Source organism: Chryseobacterium barbadense, assembly GCF_042849955.1.
Classification (GTDB): Bacteria; Bacteroidota; Bacteroidia; order Flavobacteriales; family Weeksellaceae; genus Chryseobacterium.
Genome location: NZ_BAAFHL010000017.1, coordinates 24,206 through 44,473 on the forward strand (window position 1 = coordinate 24,206; position 20,268 = coordinate 44,473).

General features: G+C 37.9%; 15 protein-coding genes. 5 read left to right on the forward strand and 10 right to left on the reverse strand.

What is annotated here, in order from left to right:
* Positions 1-114 precede the first annotated feature (114 nt).
* Complete coding sequence (gene rpsA / locus ACGHIN_RS08815; RefSeq protein ID WP_390452639.1) at positions 115-1,899, reverse strand: 30S ribosomal protein S1; 1,785 nt, start codon at positions 1,897-1,899, stop codon at positions 115-117.
* A gap of 374 nt (positions 1,900-2,273) precedes the next feature.
* On the opposite strand from rpsA, the gene ACGHIN_RS08820 reads away from it, so the two are divergent.
* Together ACGHIN_RS08820 and ACGHIN_RS08825 are read left to right on the forward strand one after the other, a co-directional pair.
* Positions 2,274-2,447 carry a hypothetical protein gene (locus tag ACGHIN_RS08820; protein WP_390452640.1) on the forward strand — a complete coding sequence of 58 codons (174 nt, stop codon included), beginning with the start codon at positions 2,274-2,276 and terminating at the stop codon, positions 2,445-2,447.
* Between the two features lie 55 nt (positions 2,448-2,502).
* Positions 2,503-3,810, forward strand: coding sequence for a DEAD/DEAH box helicase (locus ACGHIN_RS08825; RefSeq protein WP_390452642.1), 1,308 nt, complete (start codon positions 2,503-2,505; stop codon positions 3,808-3,810).
* 14 nt (positions 3,811-3,824) lie between these two features.
* Here the strand turns inward: ACGHIN_RS08825 and ACGHIN_RS08830 are convergent, their stop codons facing one another.
* Entirely contained in the window at positions 3,825-4,709 is an 885-nt protein-coding gene (locus tag ACGHIN_RS08830; RefSeq protein WP_390452643.1) for an SMP-30/gluconolactonase/LRE family protein, read from the reverse strand.
* A 93-nt stretch (positions 4,710-4,802) separates the two neighbouring features.
* On the reverse strand, positions 4,803-7,469 hold the full coding sequence (locus tag ACGHIN_RS08835) for a reprolysin-like metallopeptidase (protein ID WP_390452644.1): 2,667 nt from the start codon (positions 7,467-7,469) through the stop codon (positions 4,803-4,805).
* 217 nt (positions 7,470-7,686) lie between these two features.
* Between ACGHIN_RS08835 and ACGHIN_RS08840 the strand changes: the two genes are divergently transcribed.
* Positions 7,687-8,031 carry a MerR family transcriptional regulator gene (locus tag ACGHIN_RS08840; RefSeq protein ID WP_123263255.1) on the forward strand — a complete coding sequence of 115 codons (345 nt, stop codon included), beginning with the start codon at positions 7,687-7,689 and terminating at the stop codon, positions 8,029-8,031.
* A gap of 252 nt (positions 8,032-8,283) precedes the next feature.
* Positions 8,284-9,537 (forward strand): ComEA family DNA-binding protein, encoded by a 1,254-nt coding sequence (locus ACGHIN_RS08845; protein WP_390452645.1) that lies wholly within the window; start codon positions 8,284-8,286, stop codon positions 9,535-9,537.
* A gap of 33 nt (positions 9,538-9,570) precedes the next feature.
* Here ACGHIN_RS08845 and rluF read toward each other — a convergent pair whose 3' ends face one another.
* The 5 genes from rluF to ACGHIN_RS08870 all read right to left on the reverse strand — a co-directional run bounded on the left by rluF (position 9,571) and on the right by ACGHIN_RS08870 (position 13,228).
* Complete coding sequence (gene rluF, locus ACGHIN_RS08850; protein WP_390452646.1) at positions 9,571-10,296, reverse strand: 23S rRNA pseudouridine(2604) synthase RluF; 726 nt, start codon at positions 10,294-10,296, stop codon at positions 9,571-9,573.
* The gene (gene truB / locus ACGHIN_RS08855; protein WP_390452648.1) at positions 10,274-11,005 is read right to left on the reverse strand and encodes a tRNA pseudouridine(55) synthase TruB; all 732 of its coding nucleotides are present in this window, start codon (positions 11,003-11,005) and stop codon (positions 10,274-10,276) included. Before truB ends, rluF begins: the two co-directional genes overlap by 23 nt.
* 37 nt (positions 11,006-11,042) lie before the next feature.
* Positions 11,043-11,861, reverse strand: coding sequence for an undecaprenyl-diphosphate phosphatase (locus ACGHIN_RS08860; protein ID WP_390452650.1), 819 nt, complete (start codon positions 11,859-11,861; stop codon positions 11,043-11,045).
* 167 nt (positions 11,862-12,028) lie between these two features.
* Positions 12,029-12,325: a DUF3098 domain-containing protein gene (locus tag ACGHIN_RS08865; RefSeq protein WP_390452652.1), complete on the reverse strand. Its 297-nt coding sequence runs from the start codon at positions 12,323-12,325 to the stop codon at positions 12,029-12,031.
* 3 nt (positions 12,326-12,328) lie between these two features.
* Positions 12,329-13,228, reverse strand: a complete 900-nt coding sequence (locus tag ACGHIN_RS08870; RefSeq protein WP_390452653.1) for a cell division protein FtsX — start codon at positions 13,226-13,228, stop codon at positions 12,329-12,331.
* Positions 13,229-13,319: 91 nt separating this feature from the next.
* On the opposite strand from ACGHIN_RS08870, the gene rsmA reads away from it, so the two are divergent.
* Entirely contained in the window at positions 13,320-14,090 is a 771-nt protein-coding gene (rsmA, locus tag ACGHIN_RS08875) for a 16S rRNA (adenine(1518)-N(6)/adenine(1519)-N(6))-dimethyltransferase RsmA (RefSeq protein WP_390452654.1), read from the forward strand.
* A 58-nt stretch (positions 14,091-14,148) separates the two neighbouring features.
* Here rsmA and ACGHIN_RS08880 read toward each other — a convergent pair whose 3' ends face one another.
* Both ACGHIN_RS08880 and ACGHIN_RS08885 read right to left on the reverse strand, forming a co-directional pair.
* Positions 14,149-16,512: a choice-of-anchor L domain-containing protein gene (locus tag ACGHIN_RS08880; RefSeq protein WP_390452656.1), complete on the reverse strand. Its 2,364-nt coding sequence runs from the start codon at positions 16,510-16,512 to the stop codon at positions 14,149-14,151.
* Between the two features lie 112 nt (positions 16,513-16,624).
* Positions 16,625-20,212, reverse strand: a complete 3,588-nt coding sequence (locus tag ACGHIN_RS08885; RefSeq protein ID WP_390452657.1) for a choice-of-anchor L domain-containing protein — start codon at positions 20,210-20,212, stop codon at positions 16,625-16,627.
* Positions 20,213-20,268: the final 56 nt, after the last annotated feature.

The following is a 20,268-nucleotide window of genomic DNA, read 5'->3' on the forward strand; positions in this document are numbered from 1 at the left end:
CTCATCAAAATAATAGATAAATAAAATCGGCTCAGGCTTTGCCTGAGCCGATTCTCATGATTTTCATAAAAAAAGCCACTCTGAAGAGTGGCTCAAATATTATATGGTGAAAGATTATTTACCTTCTTCCATTTTTCTTTTCAATTCTGCTAATGCATCGATATCTCCAAGAGTTGATCTTTCTTCGTTTGAAGAAGAAGTAACGTTCTTAGTAGCTTCTTTAGCATTTTTCTTCTCTTCATCTCTGAAGATACCTGTGTGAGATACTACTACTCTTTTGAATTCTTTGTTGAATTCAATTACTTTGAAATCAGCTTCTTCTCCTTTCTTGATTTTAGATCCATCTTCTTTCTCTAATAATCTTGAAGGGCAGAAAGCTTCAACCTCAGCATCTTCGAACTGTACAGAAGCTCCTTTATCATGAACTTCTACCGCTTTACCAGCGTGGATAGTTCCTTCAGCATATTTAGTTTCGAATGTATCCCATGGGTTTTCAGTCAATTGTTTGTGACCCAGAGATAATCTTCTAGCCTGGATATCCAATTCTAATACGATAACATCTAATTTATCACCTACTGCACAGAATTCAGACGGATGCTTGATTTTCTTAGTCCAAGAAAGATCAGAGATGTAGATTAATCCGTCGATACCTTCTTCTAACTCTACGAATACACCAAAGTTAGTGAAGTTTCTTACAGTTCCTACATGCTTAGATCCTACCGGATACTTAGCTTCGATGTTTTCCCATGGATCTTTAGATAATTGCTTGATACCAAGAGAAATTTTTCTTTCGTCTCTGTCTAAAGTTAATACTTCAGCTTCAACTTCATCACCTACTTTTACAAAATCACCGGCAGATCTTAAGTGAGTAGACCAAGACATTTCAGAAACGTGGATTAACCCTTCTACACCTGGAGCGATTTCTACAAATGCACCATAGTCAGCAAGAACTACTACTTTTCCTTTTACTTTATCTCCTACTTTTAAGTCAGCAGAAAGAGCATCCCATGGGTGCGGCTCTAATTGCTTCATACCCAATTGGATTCTTGTTTTCTCATCATCGAAATCAAGGATAACCACTTTCACAGTTTGTCCGTCCTCAAGGATTTCAGATGGGTGGTTCACTCTAGACCAAGAAAGATCTGTAATGTGGATCAATCCGTCTACACCACCTAAGTCGATGAACACACCGTAAGAAGTAATATTCTTAACAGTACCTTCAAGAACTTGTCCTTTCTCTAATTGAGAGATGATTTCTTTTTTCTGACCTTCGATATCTGCCTCGATCAATGCTTTGTGAGATACTACTACGTTTTTGAATTCAGGGTTGATTTTTACCACTTTGAACTCCATAGTTTTACCTACGAACTGATCGTAATCTTTAATTGGCTTAACGTCAATTTGAGAACCAGGTAAGAACGCTTCGATTCCGTGTACGTCAACGATCATACCTCCTTTAGTTCTTGATTTCACAAAACCGTTTACGATTTCACCTGTTTCGTGAAGCTCGTTTACTTTATCCCAAGCTTTAAGCGTTCTTGCTTTTTTGTGAGATAATTGTAACTGACCAGTTTTGTCTTCTCTTCTGTCTACCATTACTTCAACCTCATCACCTACTTTCAATCCTTGATTGTAACGGAATTCGTTAAGAGAAATAACACCTTCTGATTTGAAATTGATGTCTACGATAGCTTCTTTGTCAGTTAATCTTACCACTTTTCCAACTAAAACGTCGTTATCGTCCAGGTTGTTCAAAGATCCGTTGTAGATTTCTTCTAAATCGCTTTTTTCTTTTCTCGCATCTGCATCAAGACCAGATTCGAATGAATCCCAATCAAATTGTTCCGGTGCTACGTTTTGGTTTAATAAAACCTCTGCTGAATTTGTCTCTTTTGACATTTTCTAATAAAATTTGTATTCCTTCTTTTTTAACGGTTTGAATCAATGTGGATTAAAAAATACGGAAGTTATTAATAATTAAAGTTTTACTTCTTCAAACCTGTACCACAAAAGTGGGTGCAAAGATATGAATTTTATTTGAGATAAACAATAATTCCATTCATAGCCGTTTTTATTTAAAACACTATAAATCAAACCATAAAATCATTAGCTTTTTTCGTTCAATTTCAAATTGATTAAAAATGATTAACTTTAAAGTGCTGAAAAGAAAAAATAATTGTCATGGCTAAATCAATTACAGTATCCCAGTTAGAAGAGCTGAAACGGTTTAATAATAACCTTTCCCTTTATTCCTCACGGAGTATAAAGAGTATATGGCAGATAATGCATTGCAGATGTTGAATGATATTGAGTTTTTCGGAGCGTTTCACAGAAAGCTTCTGGTTGAACTGGGAATATATTATTTTCACAAAGACCAGTATGATTTCAGAATGATCAATTTTATTGTTTCTGATGCAGTGAGCCATTATGAAAAGCAGATCAATTAAAGCTTCTTATTAACCCAATTTCTGATTCCTGCTGCTTAATCATTACCTTTGCAAAATGGAATTAGAATCTATTTATCAAAAACTGCAGATTCAGGAGATGAATCAGATGCAGCAATCTACCTACAAAGCTTCTGAAAACAACCAGGATATTATTCTTCTTTCTCCTACCGGTTCAGGGAAAACACTTGCTTTTTTATTTCCTGTTCTCAGAAATCTTAAAAAGAACGTTTCAGGAATTCAGACCTTGGTTTTAGTTCCCGCAAGAGAGCTTGCTTTACAGATCGAGCAGGTTTTTAAAGCGATGGGAACAGATTTCAAAGTTTCGGTATGCTATGGCGGACATGATAAAAAGATTGAAATCAATAATCTGATCGAAGCTCCGGCTGTACTGATCGGAACTCCGGGAAGAGTGGTGTATCACCTTAGAAATAACAATTTTGACCCGAAAACAATTCAGACTCTGGTATTGGATGAGTTTGACAAAGCTCTTGAATTAGGATTCCAGGAAGATATGGAATTCATTATCAAATCATTGAAAAACACTTCTCAAAGAATCTTAACTTCCGCAACAGCCATGGATGAAATTCCGGCTTTCACAGGATTAAAGAATGAGAAAACCATCAATTTCCTGAAATTAAATGAAGCCAAACCGGATATTCAATTAAAAAAAGTGATGACGACTCCTGAAGAGAAGCTGGATACCCTTTTCAATTTGATCTGCAAAATCGGAAACAAAAGAACTTTGATATTCTGTAATCACCGTGATGCTGTTGACCGTATTTCTGAACTTTTGCGTCAAAAAGGGATCGACAGGGAAACATTCCACGGCGGGATGGAGCAGGATGAAAGAGAACGGGCTTTACTAAAATTCAGGAATGATTCCGCCAGAATTTTGATTACCACTGATCTGGCATCCCGCGGACTGGATGTTCCGGAAGTTGAATCTATTGTTCATTATCAATTGCCACCAAAAGAAGATGCTTTTATCCATCGAAATGGCCGTACTGCAAGAATGAATGCTAAAGGTTTTGCTTATTTAATCATGACCGAGGATGAACATTTTCCATTCATTAAAAATAATACCCCGGAAGAAAATGTTACCGGCTTTACTAAAGTTCCCGGAAAAACGCCTTTTCAAACGATCTACATCAGTGCAGGAAAGAAAGACAAGGTCAATAAGGTAGACATTGTAGGCTATCTCATAAAAAAAGGAGAACTACAAAAAGAAGATATTGGATTAATAGAAGTAAAAGATACTACTTCGTATGTGGCGGTTGCAAGAGGTAAAGTGAATTCCGTTATCAAGAAATTAAGCCATGAGAAACTGAAGGGTAAGAAAATAAAAATGGAAGTAGCATATTGATACTTCCATTATAGTTATTTTATACCTTTTACTTTGGTCGGTAAAATATAAACTGATTTTGAAGCCGTAATGAAAAGTATATCATGATGTTCACCTCCAAATGTTACATTCGAGGTCCATTCTTCAGGAATTGGAATATGATAAATTTTCTTTCCGCCACGATTAAAAACATGTACCCCATCACCCGTTAAATACAAATTTCCATGCATGTCCAGTGTCATTCCATCGGAACCCATTTCACAAAAAAGTCTTTTTCCGGAAAGTCTTCCTTCATCTAAAATATCATAGACATAAGTCTTTTTAGCATCTATATCCGAAACATAAAGCTTTTTAAATTGTTCACTGCCCACAATTCCATTGGGTTGGGTAAAAGTGTCGATCTTGCTTACTTTTCCTTCTTTACTTCTGTAATATAAACTTTTGTGTGGAATTTCCTGTTTAAAATTATCCCAATACTCTCTTTCATACAAAGGATCTGTAAAGTATAATCCGCCAAAAGAATCGTTCCAGACATCATTAGGACCATTCAACCGCTTGCCTTCAAAATCTTTTAACAGGACCTGAATTTTTTTGTCTTTTGATATTTGCCATATTTCACCCTGATCATCGGAACAGGTAATCAGATTTCCGTCCTTATCAAAATGGGTTCCATTCGCTCTTCCGGTTTTGTCTAAAAATTCAGTGATCTTGTTGGTCTTCCATTCCCAAACATAAATTTTATCATTGGGTTGGTCTGTAAAATATACATTTCCTTCCTGATCCGAAGAAGGGCCTTCGGTAAAGCTAAACTGACCCGAAATTTGTTTCGGTTTCACATCATCATAAAACATAGGGCTGTAATTTACTGATTGGCAATTTACCAATGCTAAAACCAAACCAATCATAGCTAACTTGTTCATAATTTTCATACCACATTCTTTATAAGCCTGCAATTTACAACAAAAAAGGAGGTCAATAAATATTGACCTCCTTTATCTTATTTTATAAAAATTTTACTTAACGATCAGTTTTTGGCTGAATACTCCCTTAGAAGAATTTAAGTTGATGATATAAACGCCTTTAGGCATGTTCAGATTAAATTCCTGAGTATGATCCCCAGCTCCCTTATATGAAGAAGAATGAATCAATCTACCGCTGGAATAAAACAAAGTTACCTTCACATCTCCTGATAAGTTTCTTGATTTAATAAAGAAATTACCATTGCTTGGGTTCGGATAGATCTTAATATCATTATTTACAGCAGGTGCTTCATTCACTCCTAATATAGCCTGAGTAGCACGGGTACATACCTCAAGAGACCATGAATTAATAGTTCCTGCGTCTCCCGGAAAATTATCCGAAGCAAATAACCTCCATTGCCCTTGCGGAGAACTGCCTTTAAATATTTCTAATGTTTCAGCCGATTTCCTTTCACCCTGAATCGGTGTGGCACAAGTAGTCACAGTTCCTGCATCACTGAAAGATGCTATAATATTATCCTGATTAGTACATGATCTGTTCCATATAAGAGCGGACGTTCCCAAAGGACCTTCTATTCCGACAGACACATCCTGTACATAAGTATGCGATATATTTGGAGTTACCTTAATTTTAGTAATAGTTCCTGTATTATTAACCGTTAACGGAGCAAAAACTCTTGGTGAGGAAATGGCATTTCCACCAGGACTGTCAGTAATCGTTACAGCAGGACCACTATAAGTATAGGTGTTGCACGTTTCTCCCGTTACCGAATAATCAATTACGAAACTTGGACTTACTGCATAATAGACATTATTTACAGGTTCAACCATAATATAAGCATTGGTAGCTGTGGAACCTGCAGGTATGGTAACTTGTTCACTACCATCATTAGGGGTATTGGCTACCAGAGTGGTAAATGTTTGTCCACCATTAGTGGAAAGTTTAATATTGACATTGGCGGTACTTACAGGTGCAGCTGTTGTCCCTGCAACATCCCAGGTTATGGTAGTGGCAGATCCTGAGTTTAATGACTGTCCGAATGCGGGAGCTGTTACCCGGAACGGACCGGAAGCTGCATTCACAGTAATCACCGTTCTGTCTCTGTTGGTTTGCGGATCTAACGGATTGTTGTTTCTGACTGTGATATCAAAATTAAGATTTCTTCCTACACTGGATACAGTTTCCCATTTTGTCGTTAAAACGCCTCCCAATACCTTATTAAAATCAGGGAAATATCTTGTTAGAGTACTTACCGGCTTTAAAGATCTGAATGTAGGACCGGAAGGTTTCGCTGCATAAGGAATAGAATTGGCAGCAAATTGGCCACCAGCCGGATCCATTTGTTCCCAGGCATAAGTATAAGATGAGCTACCGGCATCCGGTGTTGTTCCTTTCAATACAAAAGGCGTGGATTGGGGAATGGTATAATCTGCTCCGGCATTAACCATTGGAGCTGCTCCGGCAAAAGGAGTATTCGTTCCACAGGTAACGCTGTTTATTCTATTTTTTATTTCTGTAATATTGAAAGATTGGAAATAATCATCCGAATTAAACTGAACATCATAGCTATTTGTAATTCCCGTATAAGCCATAATGGTAGAGCCGCTACCAGGTTCAACTAAAGAATTGGGATTGGCGGACCCGTTTTGATAGCTGTAAGAGTGATTAGCTCCCAGCTGATGCCCCATTTCGTGAGCGACATAATCAATATCAAATGTATCTCCTTCAGGGAAATTACTCGCAGTCCAGCCCATGGCTTTCGAAGTATTGTCACATATATCTCCCGGAGCATAGCCACTTCCATTTTCTTTATCAAATATATGCCCCATATCATAATTAGCAGAACCTATTTCTGTATCAATTTCACTCTGAACATCCGAAATTTCATCTCCTTGTGTATAAGGATCGGTAGCCGCACTTGTATAAATAATCAAATCATTGTTGGCAACCAGGTTGAAGTGAAGAGATAAATCTCTTTCAAAAACTCCGTTCATACGTGTAACGGAAGCATTCATGGCAGCTAATACGGCTGCTTTTTTTTGAGCTTCGGTAGCTGTTCCGGGAAGACCCGCTGCGGTTATATGATATTCTGCATATTCATGGGTACAGGTTATAGCTAATCTGAAAGTATTAAAACCTGCAATTTTTTTATTTACAGCACTGCTTTTTTTTTCCGGAGATGCTCCCATATCTTCGGGAGTCTTACATTCAAAAGGATCTTTAGTTTGGTTTCTTCTGGCATTGGAATCAAAAACAGCATACACATTTCTGTCTTCTGTATATGCTTCTATATATTCTGAGTTCCCGGATCTGGAAAGCATGGATGAAAATCCGGTAGGCGACATACTGAACCTTAAATAAGCGCTAGGGTCATCTATTCCAATTCCTACATAAGATCTGATGTCCGGATATTTTGCCTGCAATTCAGGAGCCATATTGGAAAACTCCCAAACTTGAAATTTCTCTATCTCTCCATTGATTGTTGGAATGGAAACAATAATTCCTTTGCTGCCAGAAGATCGTTCCGGAGCGTTTTTTAATGTTTGCCTCAATTGATCTGCATTCAGTGAATACAATGCCGAATATTCCAGTTTTTGTTGAGATTCCTTGACTTTTTGGGACCGTAATTCCGTTTTTGACCACTGTGAAAACCCTAAAAATGGTGTTAACAGCAGCATAATAAATAAAGAACGTTTCATATTTGATATACTTTAGGTTGGTATTATATTGATTCTCAGAAGAGATTTCGTTCACAAGTTACAAAAAAACAGATTCTTTTAAGAAAATCATAATACAAAATTTATTATGTTAAATAATTCGCAAATTCCGAATCTTAAGGTGGAACTCAACAATAGTTAGCTCATATTTGTAACACATTTTAAAAAATTTTATCTTTGGAGTTTAGGATTAGTAAAAATGAAAATAAATTTACCTGATAAACTGTATTATTCGATAGGAGAAGTAGCCAAGGCTTTTGATGTAAACACCTCATTAATACGGTATTGGGAACAGGAATTCCCTATTATTAAACCTAAAAAGAATAAAAAGGGAAACCGATACTTCACTCCGGAAGATATCAAAAATCTCCAGATTATTTACCACCTGGTAAAAGAAAAAGGCTATACTTTGGATGGTGCCCGTATTGCATTGACGACTAACAGTAAAATCTCTGAAACGATTACTTTAATAGACCGGCTGGAATTCGTAAAAGCCGAACTTCTGAAACTTAAAGAATCATTAGTAGAAAAGGATACCGAATAAATAATTTTCATCATCAATAAACCCTCTAATTGGAGGGTTATTTTTTTTAAATCACAAAATATACACCGATACAAATTGATTCTCAATCAACCATTTATCAAACTTTAAAAGTCACTATCAATCATTAAAAAAATTCTAAATAAATAGAGTTTACTTTTATTTTAAAAACAAATTCAGATAAATTTTAATGATAAATATATGAATGCACCATAACTTATTGTTGAAATCTGTTTTTATCATTAAGTTTACTCCATGATGAAAAAAGATTATTACCAAAAGGTAGCATTTCTGGGAATGCTACTCATTATCCTATCCGGCTTTCAAAAATATACAGGCAAAAAGGAAAACTTTTCTGAGGTGTACTTTATTTCTGAAAATAAGGTTCCTTTATCTGAGTTTGATCCAAATGATCTTAATGCCCAACAATGGCAGGAGCTTGGTTTTTCAAAAAAACAAACCACTACCATTCTTCATTATAAGGAACTGATCGGAGGGAAATTTATCTCTAAAGCACAATTAAGGAGATGTTATGCCGTTAAGCCGGAAAAGTTTAAAGAATTAAGCCCCTATATTCTACTTCCTGAAACCAGTCAGGAAGCAGGGATATATATGCCCAAAAAGCATGAAAAGAAATTACTTATCCTTTCCGGAAAATTCAATCCAGACGATATTTCTGCGGAGCGTTGGGTTCAAATGGGCTTTTCCGAAAAGCAGGCAGACGCTATTCTTACCTATAAAAAACACCTGGGCGGAAGCTTTATCAGCAAAGAAAAATTCAGAGAATGTTTCATCATCAGTGAAGAGGACTACCGTCAATTAGAACCTCATCTCATTTTACCGGACACGGGTCCTGGTAATTTATCCGGTCAAGGAATACAATCTAAAAAACAGCATCATTCATTTGACCCTAATGCCCTTGATGTGGAGGGATGGAAATCTCTTGGCTTTTCACAAAACCAGGCTAAAGTTATTGTTAATTATCGGGACAGAAATTTGAAAGGAAGTTTTAAAAGCCTTGATGATATCCAGAAGTGTTTCGTTATTTCTACTGAAAAGTTTGAAGAATTGAAACCCTACATAAAGATAAACCCTTCCAGCTTTACCGTAAGTCAGGAGAAAACAGATTTCTCAAAAACAGATCTGAATAAAATTACTTTTAAGCAGCTTCTGGAATTCGGGCTTGATGAAAAAAGTGCAGCATCTATGATCGGATTCCGTAAAAAGCTCGGCGGATTTATTACAAAGGAACAGATCCTGGAAACATATAATATTGATAAGGAACTGGTAGGGAAACTCATCTCGATTTGTCAGCTCAACTCTTCGGATGTTTTAAAATATACACTCCTCGATGCTCCCGAAGAATGGATGAAAAATCATCCGTATTTTAAATATTCAGCAGACAAAATTATTTTCTATCGTATAAGCAATCCGGATGAAAAAAAGATCTGGAAACTGCTGAAACTGAAACCGGAATATGAAGCAAAAATGAAACTATACTTAAAATAGTATGAGTTTTTGAGTTTGAGTTAAAAATTTCCATTAATCCGCAGTTTTGCTGGAATCCTCTAAAAGGATATTCAGTGCAGAAAGTTCTTCATCGGTGAGATCTCTCCATTTTCCGATGGGAAGATCTAATTTGATGTTCATGATACGGATTCTTTTCAGTTTTTTCACCTCGTAACCCAGGTATTCGCACATTCTCCGGATCTGCCGGTTAAGACCTTGGGTGAGAACGATACGGAAATTCATTTCATCAATTTTTTCTACCTCGCATTTTCTGGTCACAGTGTCTAAAATAGGAACTCCATTCCGCATTTTTTCCAGAAATTTTGGTGTGATGGGTTTGTCTACCCGTACGAGATATTCTTTTTCGTGGTTATTTCTGGCTCTTAGAATTTTGTTCACGATATCTCCGTCACTTGTCAGCAGGATAAGGCCTTCACTGGGTTTATCCAGTCTTCCGATCGGGAAAATCCTTTTTGGGTGGCTGATATAATCTACAATATTGTTTTTCTCGCGTTTGGTATCTGTTGTACACACAATCCCCACAGGCTTATTAAAAGCAATATATACGGGTTTTTCCTGCAACTCACGAATAGGTTTTCCGTCTACTTCCACTATGTCTTCATCCGAGATTTTCGTACCCAGTTCAGGAATTTTTCCGTTCACTTTTATTCTCCCTTCTTCCAATAACTTATCTGCTGCTCTTCTGGAGCAGTACCCCACTTCTGAAAGGTATTTGTTAATGCGTGTTTTCTCCTGCATAATCTTCGTTGTTAAGGTTTTCAAACCTGAAATCATTATCCAGAAACTGGCTGGTGGCCTCCTCAATCCGATAATTCCCGATTTTGGTTCTTCTCAGTTGCGTCAGATATGCCCCTACGCCAAGTTCCTGCCCAATATCATGAGCAAGACTACGGATATAGGTTCCTTTTGAACATCCCACCATAAAATTTACATAAGGAAGATTGATCTTAATATCTTCCACATAAAAGATCGTGGTTTTCCTGGATTTCATTTCCACCTCCTCACCGGCTCTTGCTAAATTATAGGCTCTTTCGCCATCAATTTTTATAGCAGAAAACACGGGCGGCTTCTGCTCTATTTCTCCTACAAATTTCTTCAAAGTTTCCCTGATAAATTCCTCTGAAATATGGGAAATGTCCTGATGAAGAATTTCAGGTTTTTCCGTATCATAGCTCTCAGTCTGAACTCCTATTTTGATTTCCGTCCAGTATTCTTTAGGGGCATCCTGTATTTCCGGAATTTTCTTGGTAAATTTTCCACAGCACACAATGAGAAGCCCTGTCGCTCTGGGATCTAACGTTCCGGCGTGTCCAATTTTAAATTTTTTAGGAAGCTTAAACTCCCTTTTGAGTTTATACTTCATTTTATTGACCGCCTGAAAAGAAGTCCAATCCAACGGCTTGTCCAATAGAAATATCTGTCCTGACTGTAGTTCTTCGGCTGTCATTAAATTATGAGTAAAGGGTAATGAAATACGGTTGTTTTTACTTAAAAAAATAGAAATAGATCAACAAAGCTATCCCAACAAAAATACGGTACCATCCCCAAGGTTTGAAACCATATTTGTTCAGCATTCCTATAAATGCTTTAATAGCAATCAATGCCACGATAAAAGCCACTAAATTACCAACAAGGAATATGGTAATATGGTCCTGTGAAGACAGGATCATTTCATACCCTTTCTGAGGGTTTCCTGTTTCCTTACCCCAGGTTTTAAGGAATACCGAGTACACAGTAACGGCAAGCATGGTAGGAACAGCTAAAAAAAATGAAAACTCAGCGGCTGCTTTTCTGGTTAATCCCTGCGCCATACCTCCGATAATGGAAGCTGCGCTTCGGCTTGTTCCGGGCATCATCGCCAGGCATTGCCAAAGACCTATGGTGATTGCATTTCTTACTGTTATTCCTTTTTCGTCATCAATTTTTGCATTTTTAAACCATTTATCCGCAAACAACAAAATAATTCCTCCTATCACCAGCACCGAAGAGATTGCAATCTGATTTCCAAGGACCGCCTCTATTTTATCATCAAAAATATAGCCTAAAACCAAAGCAGGTATAACGGCAAAACCAAGCTTATAATAAAACTTGATATTGCTAAAATCAAAAAATTTTTTCCAGTAAGCCACCACTACAGAAAGGATGGCTCCAAACTGAATGGAAACCTGAAACATTTTTAGAAACTCATCATCCTCCAGTCCTAGCAAACTTGCTGTAAATCCCATATGTGCCGTAGAAGAGATAGGCAGATATTCAGTAAGTCCCTCTATAATGGCAATAATAATTGCTTTTATTAAATCCATATTCTTTCAAAAATTGAAATATTAAAAGATTAAAGAATTAAAAGATTTTCAGGCCTAAAACATAATCCTGAAAGATGAATCATTTATTTAATACTCTTTCAAATGAATGTTTCAGAGGGGTCTGATCTTTAATTCTTTAATCTTTTAATCCTTGTATCAAAAATTTATTATTTTCTTTTTAGAATCGCATATACCTCTATGGCAAAACCAATCACAACAAACAATGGTGCAATCCTGATCCGGCGAATAGAGAAAATATCATCATTCCATTGATTGGGATCTAATTTCCCGTCTACAGTATTGGCGTCCGGCCCCATCATCAAAAGAAATCCCACTACAATAAATGCTAAACCGATCAGCATCCATTTGAAATTTTGCTGTCCGAAGTAAAAGGGCGTTTCCTGTGGGGTTTCAGTATCCCTGCCAAAATCTGCAGCGGAAAACTTATTTGTTTTTTTGCTCATTATTTAAGAGTAATATAAATCGTCAACGTTTGATCTTAAGAATCTCCAGGTTGCTATAATGGTACTTAAAACCGTGATCAATATACCTACGCCAAGTACAAGCAAGATCAACCAGAAATACTGTTGATTATCCTGTACGAAAGCAGAACCAATCTGATTTGTGAAATAATACCAAACTCCAAATAAAACAAGCAACCCTATTACAGCACCAATAGCACCTAAAACGACAGCTTCAATGATAAACGGTTTTAGGATAAACCTTCTCTTGGCTCCCACCAGCTGCATGGTTTTGATAATAAATCTTTTGGAAAATATTTTAAGGCGGATAGAATTGTTAATTAAAACTACCGCTAAGATCAGGAATAAGATAGAAAATCCTAAAATCCACTTTAGAATTCTGCTCAGGTTATTATAAACTTCCACCATTAAGGTACTATCGTTTTTAACATCTGTAATTCCCGGAACGGATTTAATAATTTTGATGGCTTCATCAATTTTAGCCGGATCTACATATTCCGGCTTTAAAGCGACTTCTATAGATGATGGAAATATATTTTCTTCAAAAAGCGCATTCGCATCAATTCCCATACTTTTTTTAGCTTCCTGAGAGGCCATTTCTCTTGAAATATAAGTAGCTTTTTTAACGGGAGCCAAAGTCTGTACTTTTTTGAAAGTTTCTTCCTCCAGTTTGGCAATTTTCATTGAATCCTTAGCATCATAGTTTTCATCAAAGTAGGCGTTCACCACCAATTGTTCTTTGATATAGTCGGAATATTTCTGAGCATTTATTAAAATCAATCCCATTAATCCCAACAAAAATAACACTAAGGCAATACTTATTACTACAGTAATATTGCTGGACCGAAGCCTTTTCTTATTAAATTCATCTACAGATTTAGCCATTAATATTAAAATTTTTGGCTAAAATAGAAAAAAACTTCCGAAATTTGGGACGAAATTCGGAAAATCATTGTTAACAAAATCATAAAAAACATTGAGTGTAAAGGCAAAAAAGCATCTTGGTCAACACTTCTTGACAGATGAAAACATCGCTAAAAAAATTGTAGAAGGGTTAAGCTTCAACAACTATAAAAATGTAATGGAAGTGGGTCCCGGAATGGGCGTTCTTACGAAATATCTTTTAGAAAAAGATCAACACATTTACCTTGCTGAAATAGACAAGGAATCCATAGAGTACCTGAAGAACAACTATTCTTCCATTACTGAGGAGACTTTCGTAGGAGATTTTCTGAAGCAGGATTTTTCATTCGTAAATGGGAAACAAATTGCCATTATAGGAAACTTCCCATATAATATTTCTTCACAGATTTTATTTCAGATTATCGACTATTATGAACTGATTCCGGAAATGGTAGGAATGTTCCAGAAAGAAGTTGCCGAAAGAACAGCAGCTGTTCCGAGAACAAAAGATTATGGGATTTTATCGGTTTTGGTACAGGCTTATTATGATGTCTCCTATCTTTTCACTGTCCACGAAAATGTATTTAATCCACCCCCTAAAGTAAAATCAGGTGTTATCAGACTCACCAGGAGTCCAAAAGAGGGTCTTGCGGGCAATGAGGTTCTCTTTAAACAGATCGTAAAAGCGGGTTTTAACCAAAGGAGAAAAAAACTTTCCAACGCCTTGAAAGTCCTTACTATTCCGGAAGCATTAAAAACCCATGAGTTTATGGATAAAAGAGCTGAGGAACTGAGTGTAACTGATTTTATTGCGTTCACCACACTCTGGAAAACAAACCAATAAAAAAATAAAAAGCCTTTCAAACTCTGAAAGGCTTTTTTGTTGCATTATCTGTTTTTTATTATTCTCTGTTTTTCAACATGATCCATCCGGACCAGTGCATCTGAGCTTTTGATTTCGGATATTCAAAATTAAACTTGTACCAGTAAGTACCTGTCGGAAGTCTCTTACCCCCTACGGAACCATCCCAGATCGGCGTTTCTTTTGAGAACCTGAACATTTCCACTCCGTATCTGTCATAGATAGATCCAGTGAAATTATTAAAATCTCCAAATGCAGTAAGATCTAATACGTCGTTCACCCCATCCTGGTTAGGCGTAATCAGATTATTGATATGCAATGTATAGAATTCAATTTCCCCTGTACAATGGGTACCTTGTATTCTTACCTGAATATGATAGGTTGTGTTATTCAACAGGTTGTTGAAGACATTTGAATCCTGCCATGAAATACCACCGTCAACAGAATATTCAAGGTTTCCGTAAATATTATTGATTGAAGTATTCTGAGCAGTGATCGTTAATGTATTGTTTCCATACTGCAAATTGGTGATATATGGTTTTGCAGCTGCCATTACTTTCGATGTGAAAGTTTTTGTACAGTATCCGTTGTCAATAGTTACCGTATAAATTCCGATCTGGTCTACATTAATAGTCTGGGTAGTAGCACCTGTGCTCCATAAGTATTTATAGTTTGGTCCTGCACCCGCATCTAAAGTAATCCTGTCTCCGATACACATTTCGACATCTTTCAGAGGGGAAGTAATTTCCGGAGTAACTTCTACGGTTACAGTTGCCGGTTGCAGGGATTTACATCCCTTCGGTCCGATAGCATATACCGTGAATGTTGTCGTCTGATATAGTGTTACAGATTGGGTATTACCTGAACCGGGGAAGTTATTCCACAAATAAGTATTTCCTCCCGTTGCGGTAAAGTTTACCGTTTCTCCCGGACAAATTTTTAATCTAGAAGAAGTAAGGTGAGCTACAGGAGTTGCTTCTTTCAATAGTTTCAGTTCAACTAATTCACTACAGAAACCGCCATTGGATACAACAACGTATAAAATTTGCCCATCTGTACCGTTATAACTTAATATGTTTTGAATATAGTTTCCATTTTGAGCCTGAGCATCAGCCTGATTTTCATAGAAATAAAATACAGCGCCCGGTGTTGGGCTTATGGATGACATGGAATTAGTGAGATCAAACGTTGTTATATCCGGAGTCGTACAGAGCAGCAAGGTTGCATCCTGAGCTAATGGGGTTGTCCCACCATTAATCTTAATAGACGCAGTTCCCGGACAAGGATTCCCTGGAACACTTGCTTCAATAGTATAGGTTCCCGGCTGAACAGCTGTAACTGTATTGGTAGTTGCTCCCGGTATTGGAGTTCCGTTAAAGAACCACTGGAACGTCATAATAGGATCGTTAACAGAAGCGGTTAGTACCTGAGGAACGTTATCACAGACATTAATTTCTGCAGGTAAAGTAGCCCCGTTATTATCAAGAAGCTCTACACCTATGTTGAAAGAACCTCCTTCCAGAAATACCGCAGAGTCGTACGAACTGTCAATAGCATCAGCTAACACCATTTTAAAGTGATATGCCTGTCCAGGCACTACAGTTGCGGTTGCGGTAAGCGGAATAGTTCTTCCATTAAAGTTAGTCTCGATATTGGTTGTGTTATACCCTCCGAAGAATGTAGGGTTAGCAGCTCCGCAGCTAAGCGGTGCCCCGCTGAACTGAGTGGCCGGATGAATATTGGTCACACTCACAGGTCCTGCACCACTGGGTAATACAGCCATGTTAATATAAGGCCCACCTGCAACAGGTCTCAACAATAGTGCAAATGCATCAGAGAAGCTACAAGGAAAACTACCTGTATATTCTTCAGAAGCAAACAAATAATTAAACTTTACCTGACTGGAAGTCGGTACAAAGTCAAACTCTAAGATTACAGCATCATTTAATGTTCCTGTAGGATTAGTAGCCGCTACTAAATCTGGGTCACTTCCTGTTGGTAAATCATCACCCAATGTTCCAGCATTCAATGTATTCCCTCCTTTTACTACATATCCTGTAGACAATACGATCCCGTCTTTAAAAGGAAAATTAGTGGTTCCTTTGTGGAAATATCCCCATGATCTGTTGGCATTCCCTACCGGAAGGTTTGGACTTACCACTACATTGGAAACATTGGGAGTAACACAGGAATTGGTTCCTGAAGAGATTAAAACATCTTTTACTAATTGTGTAATGCTATAATTGGATTCATTATAGCCCGTAGCATTGATATCAATAAAAGCCCCTGCTTTCATGGATAATGCAGAAGCTTGTTCTTTCTGAGGCTTTCTGGGAAGATTCTGAGAAAAGAAAAAGGACGGTGCAATCAATAAAAAGAAAAAAAACAGTAGATTTCTATTCATAATATTTTTGTTTTAACAAATTTAATTTTTTTTTGAATATATCGTACTAATATTTAACTTTTTTTATGATTAAAAAAACAAGAAAGGCGCCCTGATAGAGGCGCCTTTATATTTAGTTTCTATTTTTCAGCAATATCCAGCCGGAGCGAAGTTCAAGCTTCTTACTGGCAGGATTTTCCCACTGAACCCGATACCAATAAGTTGCTGTTGGAAGATTTATTCCTTTAAGTGAGCCTCTCCATACCGGTTCAGATTTTGTAGCTTTAAATAATTCCGCCCCATATCTGTCAAAAATAGAAGCCGCAAAATTATTGTAGTTACTTATTCCCGAGAAATCAATTCCTTCATTAATACCGTCCTGGTTTGGAGTGATGGCATTACTGATCACAAAAGTATAATAGCTTATTGAAGTACTACATTTTGCATCTTTTACTCTGACCATCATATTGTAATTGGTATTATCCAATACATTATAGAAGATATTGGATGTTTGCCATGTGACTCCACCGTCTATAGAGTATTCTAACACACCCCCTGTAGGATTGGAAGCCGTAAGAGTCAGAACGTGGTTATCATATACGATATTCGTAAACTTCGGAAGATCCGGATTCAACAACTGAGCAGAGAACGTCTTAGAACATACTCCGTTACTGATTGTAACTGTATAAGTTCCCACAACATTAGTAGTAATGGTTTGTGTGGTTGCTCCTGTACTCCATAAGTAAGTATAATTAGGTCCAGCTCCGGCATCCAGAACTCCTGAATCACCCACACACACATATACGTCCTGTAAAGTAGAAGTAATAGCAGGCACCACTTCAATGGTAATGGTAGCAGGATTTACGGAACTACATCCGTTTCCTCCTAATGCATATACGGAATATGTAGTAGTTGTAGTAGGAGCAACAATCTGGGTATTCCCGTTTCCTGTTAATCCAACCCAATTGTATGTAATACCACCGGAAGCCGTTAATGTAACAGATTCCCCGGCACATATTTTAGTTTTTGAAGCGGCTACAGTTGCCGTTGGCGGACCCACTATTACTGTTACAGTAGCAGGATTCGCAGAAACACAGCCATTGGCTCCTACTGCAAATACAGTATACGTTGTGGTTACCGTAGGAGATACTACCTGTGTACTTCCCGTACCAGGTAAGCCACCACCCCAGTTATAGGTAACTCCTCCAGTAGCTGTTAGTGTCACTGATTCTCCAACACAGATTTGTGGTTGTGATGATGTAAGACCGGCAACCGGAAGAACTTTATCTTCATTCACTGTTACGTTTGCCGTATAGGTACAGGTTAAATTTCCTGGCTGAGTGGTATTCTGCACGGTTAAAGTATATGTTCCTCCTGCGTTCACAACCGGAGTAAGTGTATTAGCTCCTGAAACAATATTTCCTCCCGTAGTCGTCCAGGCGATAGTGGATCCCGCAGGAATTACAGAGGCAGAAGCATTCAACGTAATCTGAGTGGTGGTACATGTAATCGTTTGCGGAGGCGTTATTGTTAAAGTAGTTTCAGCTGTCTTTTGTAACTGCAGGGATACCACATAGCTACAGCCTCCGTTTTTAACCAACACATAAACTGTCTGCCCTCCCGGACTTGAATAAGCCGTTGGAGTAGCAATTGTATTTCCATTTTGAGCCTGAGCATCGGCCAGATTCACATAGTACGTAAACGTTACTCCTGTTGCCGTGGTAATTTGAGGTTGAGCTGAAGTTAAATCGTAAGTGATATTTCCCGGCTCATAACATTTAAGCAGTGATGCATTTTGGACTGTAATGGGTTGAGAAACTTCTATAGTAATGGTTGCCGGATTTTGAGAAACACAGCCATTGGCTCCTACTGCTGTTACAGTATAGGTCGTAGTAGTGGTAGGAGTAACAGCCTGGGTATTTCCCGTACCTGGTAATGATGCCCAGTTATAGGTCGCACCGCCAGATGCCGTTAATGTTACAGTTTCCCCTGCACAAATAAGAACTTTCGTAGCGGTAAGTCCTGTTGTAGGAGGTGCACTGTCTCCTACAACCGTTACGGTAGAGGTTGCAGTACAGGTGGTATTTCCCGGCTGATAAGTAGTAGAAATAGTTAATGTATAAGTACCGGCTGCATTCACTACCGGATTAAGAGTATTTCCACCAGAAACAATATTTCCCCCTGTTGTAGTCCAGTTGAATGTTGAACCTGCGGGATATACTGAAGCAGAAGCATCTAAAGTTATCTGAGAATTAGTACAGGTTAATGGAGTTGGTGCCGCAATAGTAGCCGTCATCTGAGGTGCTTTCACCAGATGAAGCTGAGCTATTTTGGAGCAAAACCCGTTTTTAACGAGAACATATACCGTTTGGCCTCCCGGACTTGAATAAGCAGTAGGCGTTGCAATAGTATTTCCATTCTGAGCCTGAGCGTCAGCCTGATTCACATAGTAAGCAAACGTTGCTCCCGGCGTTGTACTGATTGAAGTTTGTGCTGAAGTTAAATTAAATGTAGCATTTCCCGCAACATAACAGCTGGTGAGAGTTGCATCCTGCACTGTCGGGGAAGTTCCACCTACAATGGTTACACTCGCCGTTCCGGGACATGTATTTCCCGGAATGAAAACTTGAACGGTATATAACCCTGGTTGTGTAGCGGTATAGCTTATTGTGTTTGCTCCCGTAATAGGAACATTATTGAATAACCACTGATAAGTAGCATTAGGAATCTGCGCAGATGCCGTAAAAGTCTGAGGCTGATTATCACATACATTGATAGATGGCGGAAGTGCCACACCTGCAGAATTTAAAATCTGAACTCCTATATCGAATGATCCGGCTTCCAAAAAAACTCCGGAATCATAATTGGAGTCATCATAATCCGCCAAAACCATTTTAAAATGATAAGTCTGCCCCGGGATTACCGTAGCTTGCGCTGTTAAAGGAATAGTTCGTCCACTAAAATTGGTTTCTATATTGGCCGTGTTCTGTCCACCAAAGTAGGCTGCATTCTTAGGTCCGCAGGCATAGGTTGCCGGAACTATATTGGTTACGCTCACGGGTCCCGCTCCACCGGGAAGTACTGCCAGATTGGTATAAGTAGGATCACCTACTTTTTTCAATAGCAATGCAAATCCGTCTGTAATAGTACAAGGGAAGTTTCCTTCATATTCCTCTGAAGCGAATAAATATCTGAATTTAACCTCTGTAGAAGTGGGAACAAAATCGAATTCTATATAGGTAGCATCATTCAAGGAATTATTATTAACACCTAAAGCTGCTGCTAAATCAGGATCTCCTATATGTCCGAAAACATCTCCCAGCTGAGGAGACTGAAAAGTATTCCCTGCTTTTCTGGCATGCCCTGTAGTAAGGACAATACCTTTGGCAAACGGAAAATTGGTTGTACCTCTGTTGAAATATCCCCAGGTGCGGTTTTGATCGCTCGGAGACAGATTGGGAGACACTACCACATTAGTTACATTAGCAGTAGAACAGGTGGAACCACCATTGATTAAAACATCTTTTATTAATTGGGTGATACCATAGCTTGATTCAGGATAACCAGGAGTATTAACGTCTATAAAAGCTCCCGCTTTCATAGTCTGAGCACTCGCTTTTTGCTTGCTTACAGTTTTACCTCTACTTTGAGAAAAAGTAAAGTTACCTATAAGAATTAAAAACAAAGCCAAAAATAAACTTCTTGCCCTACAATTTAACATTTTATATTATTTTAAACAAAAATACTATTTTTTTTGATTGAAATTCAATTCCAGAC

Coding starts and splice junctions, on each gene's coding strand:
- ACGHIN_RS08820 (WP_390452640.1), top strand. CDS start 2,274: ATGGCAGATAATGCATTGCAGATGTTGAATGATATTGAGTTTTTCGGA.
- rluF (WP_390452646.1), bottom strand. CDS start 10,296: ATGCAGGAGAAAACACGCATTAACAAATACCTTTCAGAAGTGGGGTAC.
- ACGHIN_RS08870 (WP_390452653.1), bottom strand. CDS start 13,228: ATGGCTAAATCTGTAGATGAATTTAATAAGAAAAGGCTTCGGTCCAGC.
- truB (WP_390452648.1), bottom strand. CDS start 11,005: ATGACAGCCGAAGAACTACAGTCAGGACAGATATTTCTATTGGACAAG.
- ACGHIN_RS08840 (WP_123263255.1), top strand. CDS start 7,687: ATGAAAATAAATTTACCTGATAAACTGTATTATTCGATAGGAGAAGTA.
- ACGHIN_RS08880 (WP_390452656.1), bottom strand. CDS start 16,512: ATGAATAGAAATCTACTGTTTTTTTTCTTTTTATTGATTGCACCGTCC.
- ACGHIN_RS08885 (WP_390452657.1), bottom strand. CDS start 20,212: ATGTTAAATTGTAGGGCAAGAAGTTTATTTTTGGCTTTGTTTTTAATT.
- ACGHIN_RS08845 (WP_390452645.1), top strand. CDS start 8,284: ATGATGAAAAAAGATTATTACCAAAAGGTAGCATTTCTGGGAATGCTA.
- ACGHIN_RS08835 (WP_390452644.1), bottom strand. CDS start 7,469: ATGAAACGTTCTTTATTTATTATGCTGCTGTTAACACCATTTTTAGGG.
- rpsA (WP_390452639.1), bottom strand. CDS start 1,899: ATGTCAAAAGAGACAAATTCAGCAGAGGTTTTATTAAACCAAAACGTA.
- ACGHIN_RS08830 (WP_390452643.1), bottom strand. CDS start 4,709: ATGAACAAGTTAGCTATGATTGGTTTGGTTTTAGCATTGGTAAATTGC.
- ACGHIN_RS08865 (WP_390452652.1), bottom strand. CDS start 12,325: ATGAGCAAAAAAACAAATAAGTTTTCCGCTGCAGATTTTGGCAGGGAT.
- ACGHIN_RS08825 (WP_390452642.1), top strand. CDS start 2,503: ATGGAATTAGAATCTATTTATCAAAAACTGCAGATTCAGGAGATGAAT.
- ACGHIN_RS08860 (WP_390452650.1), bottom strand. CDS start 11,861: ATGGATTTAATAAAAGCAATTATTATTGCCATTATAGAGGGACTTACT.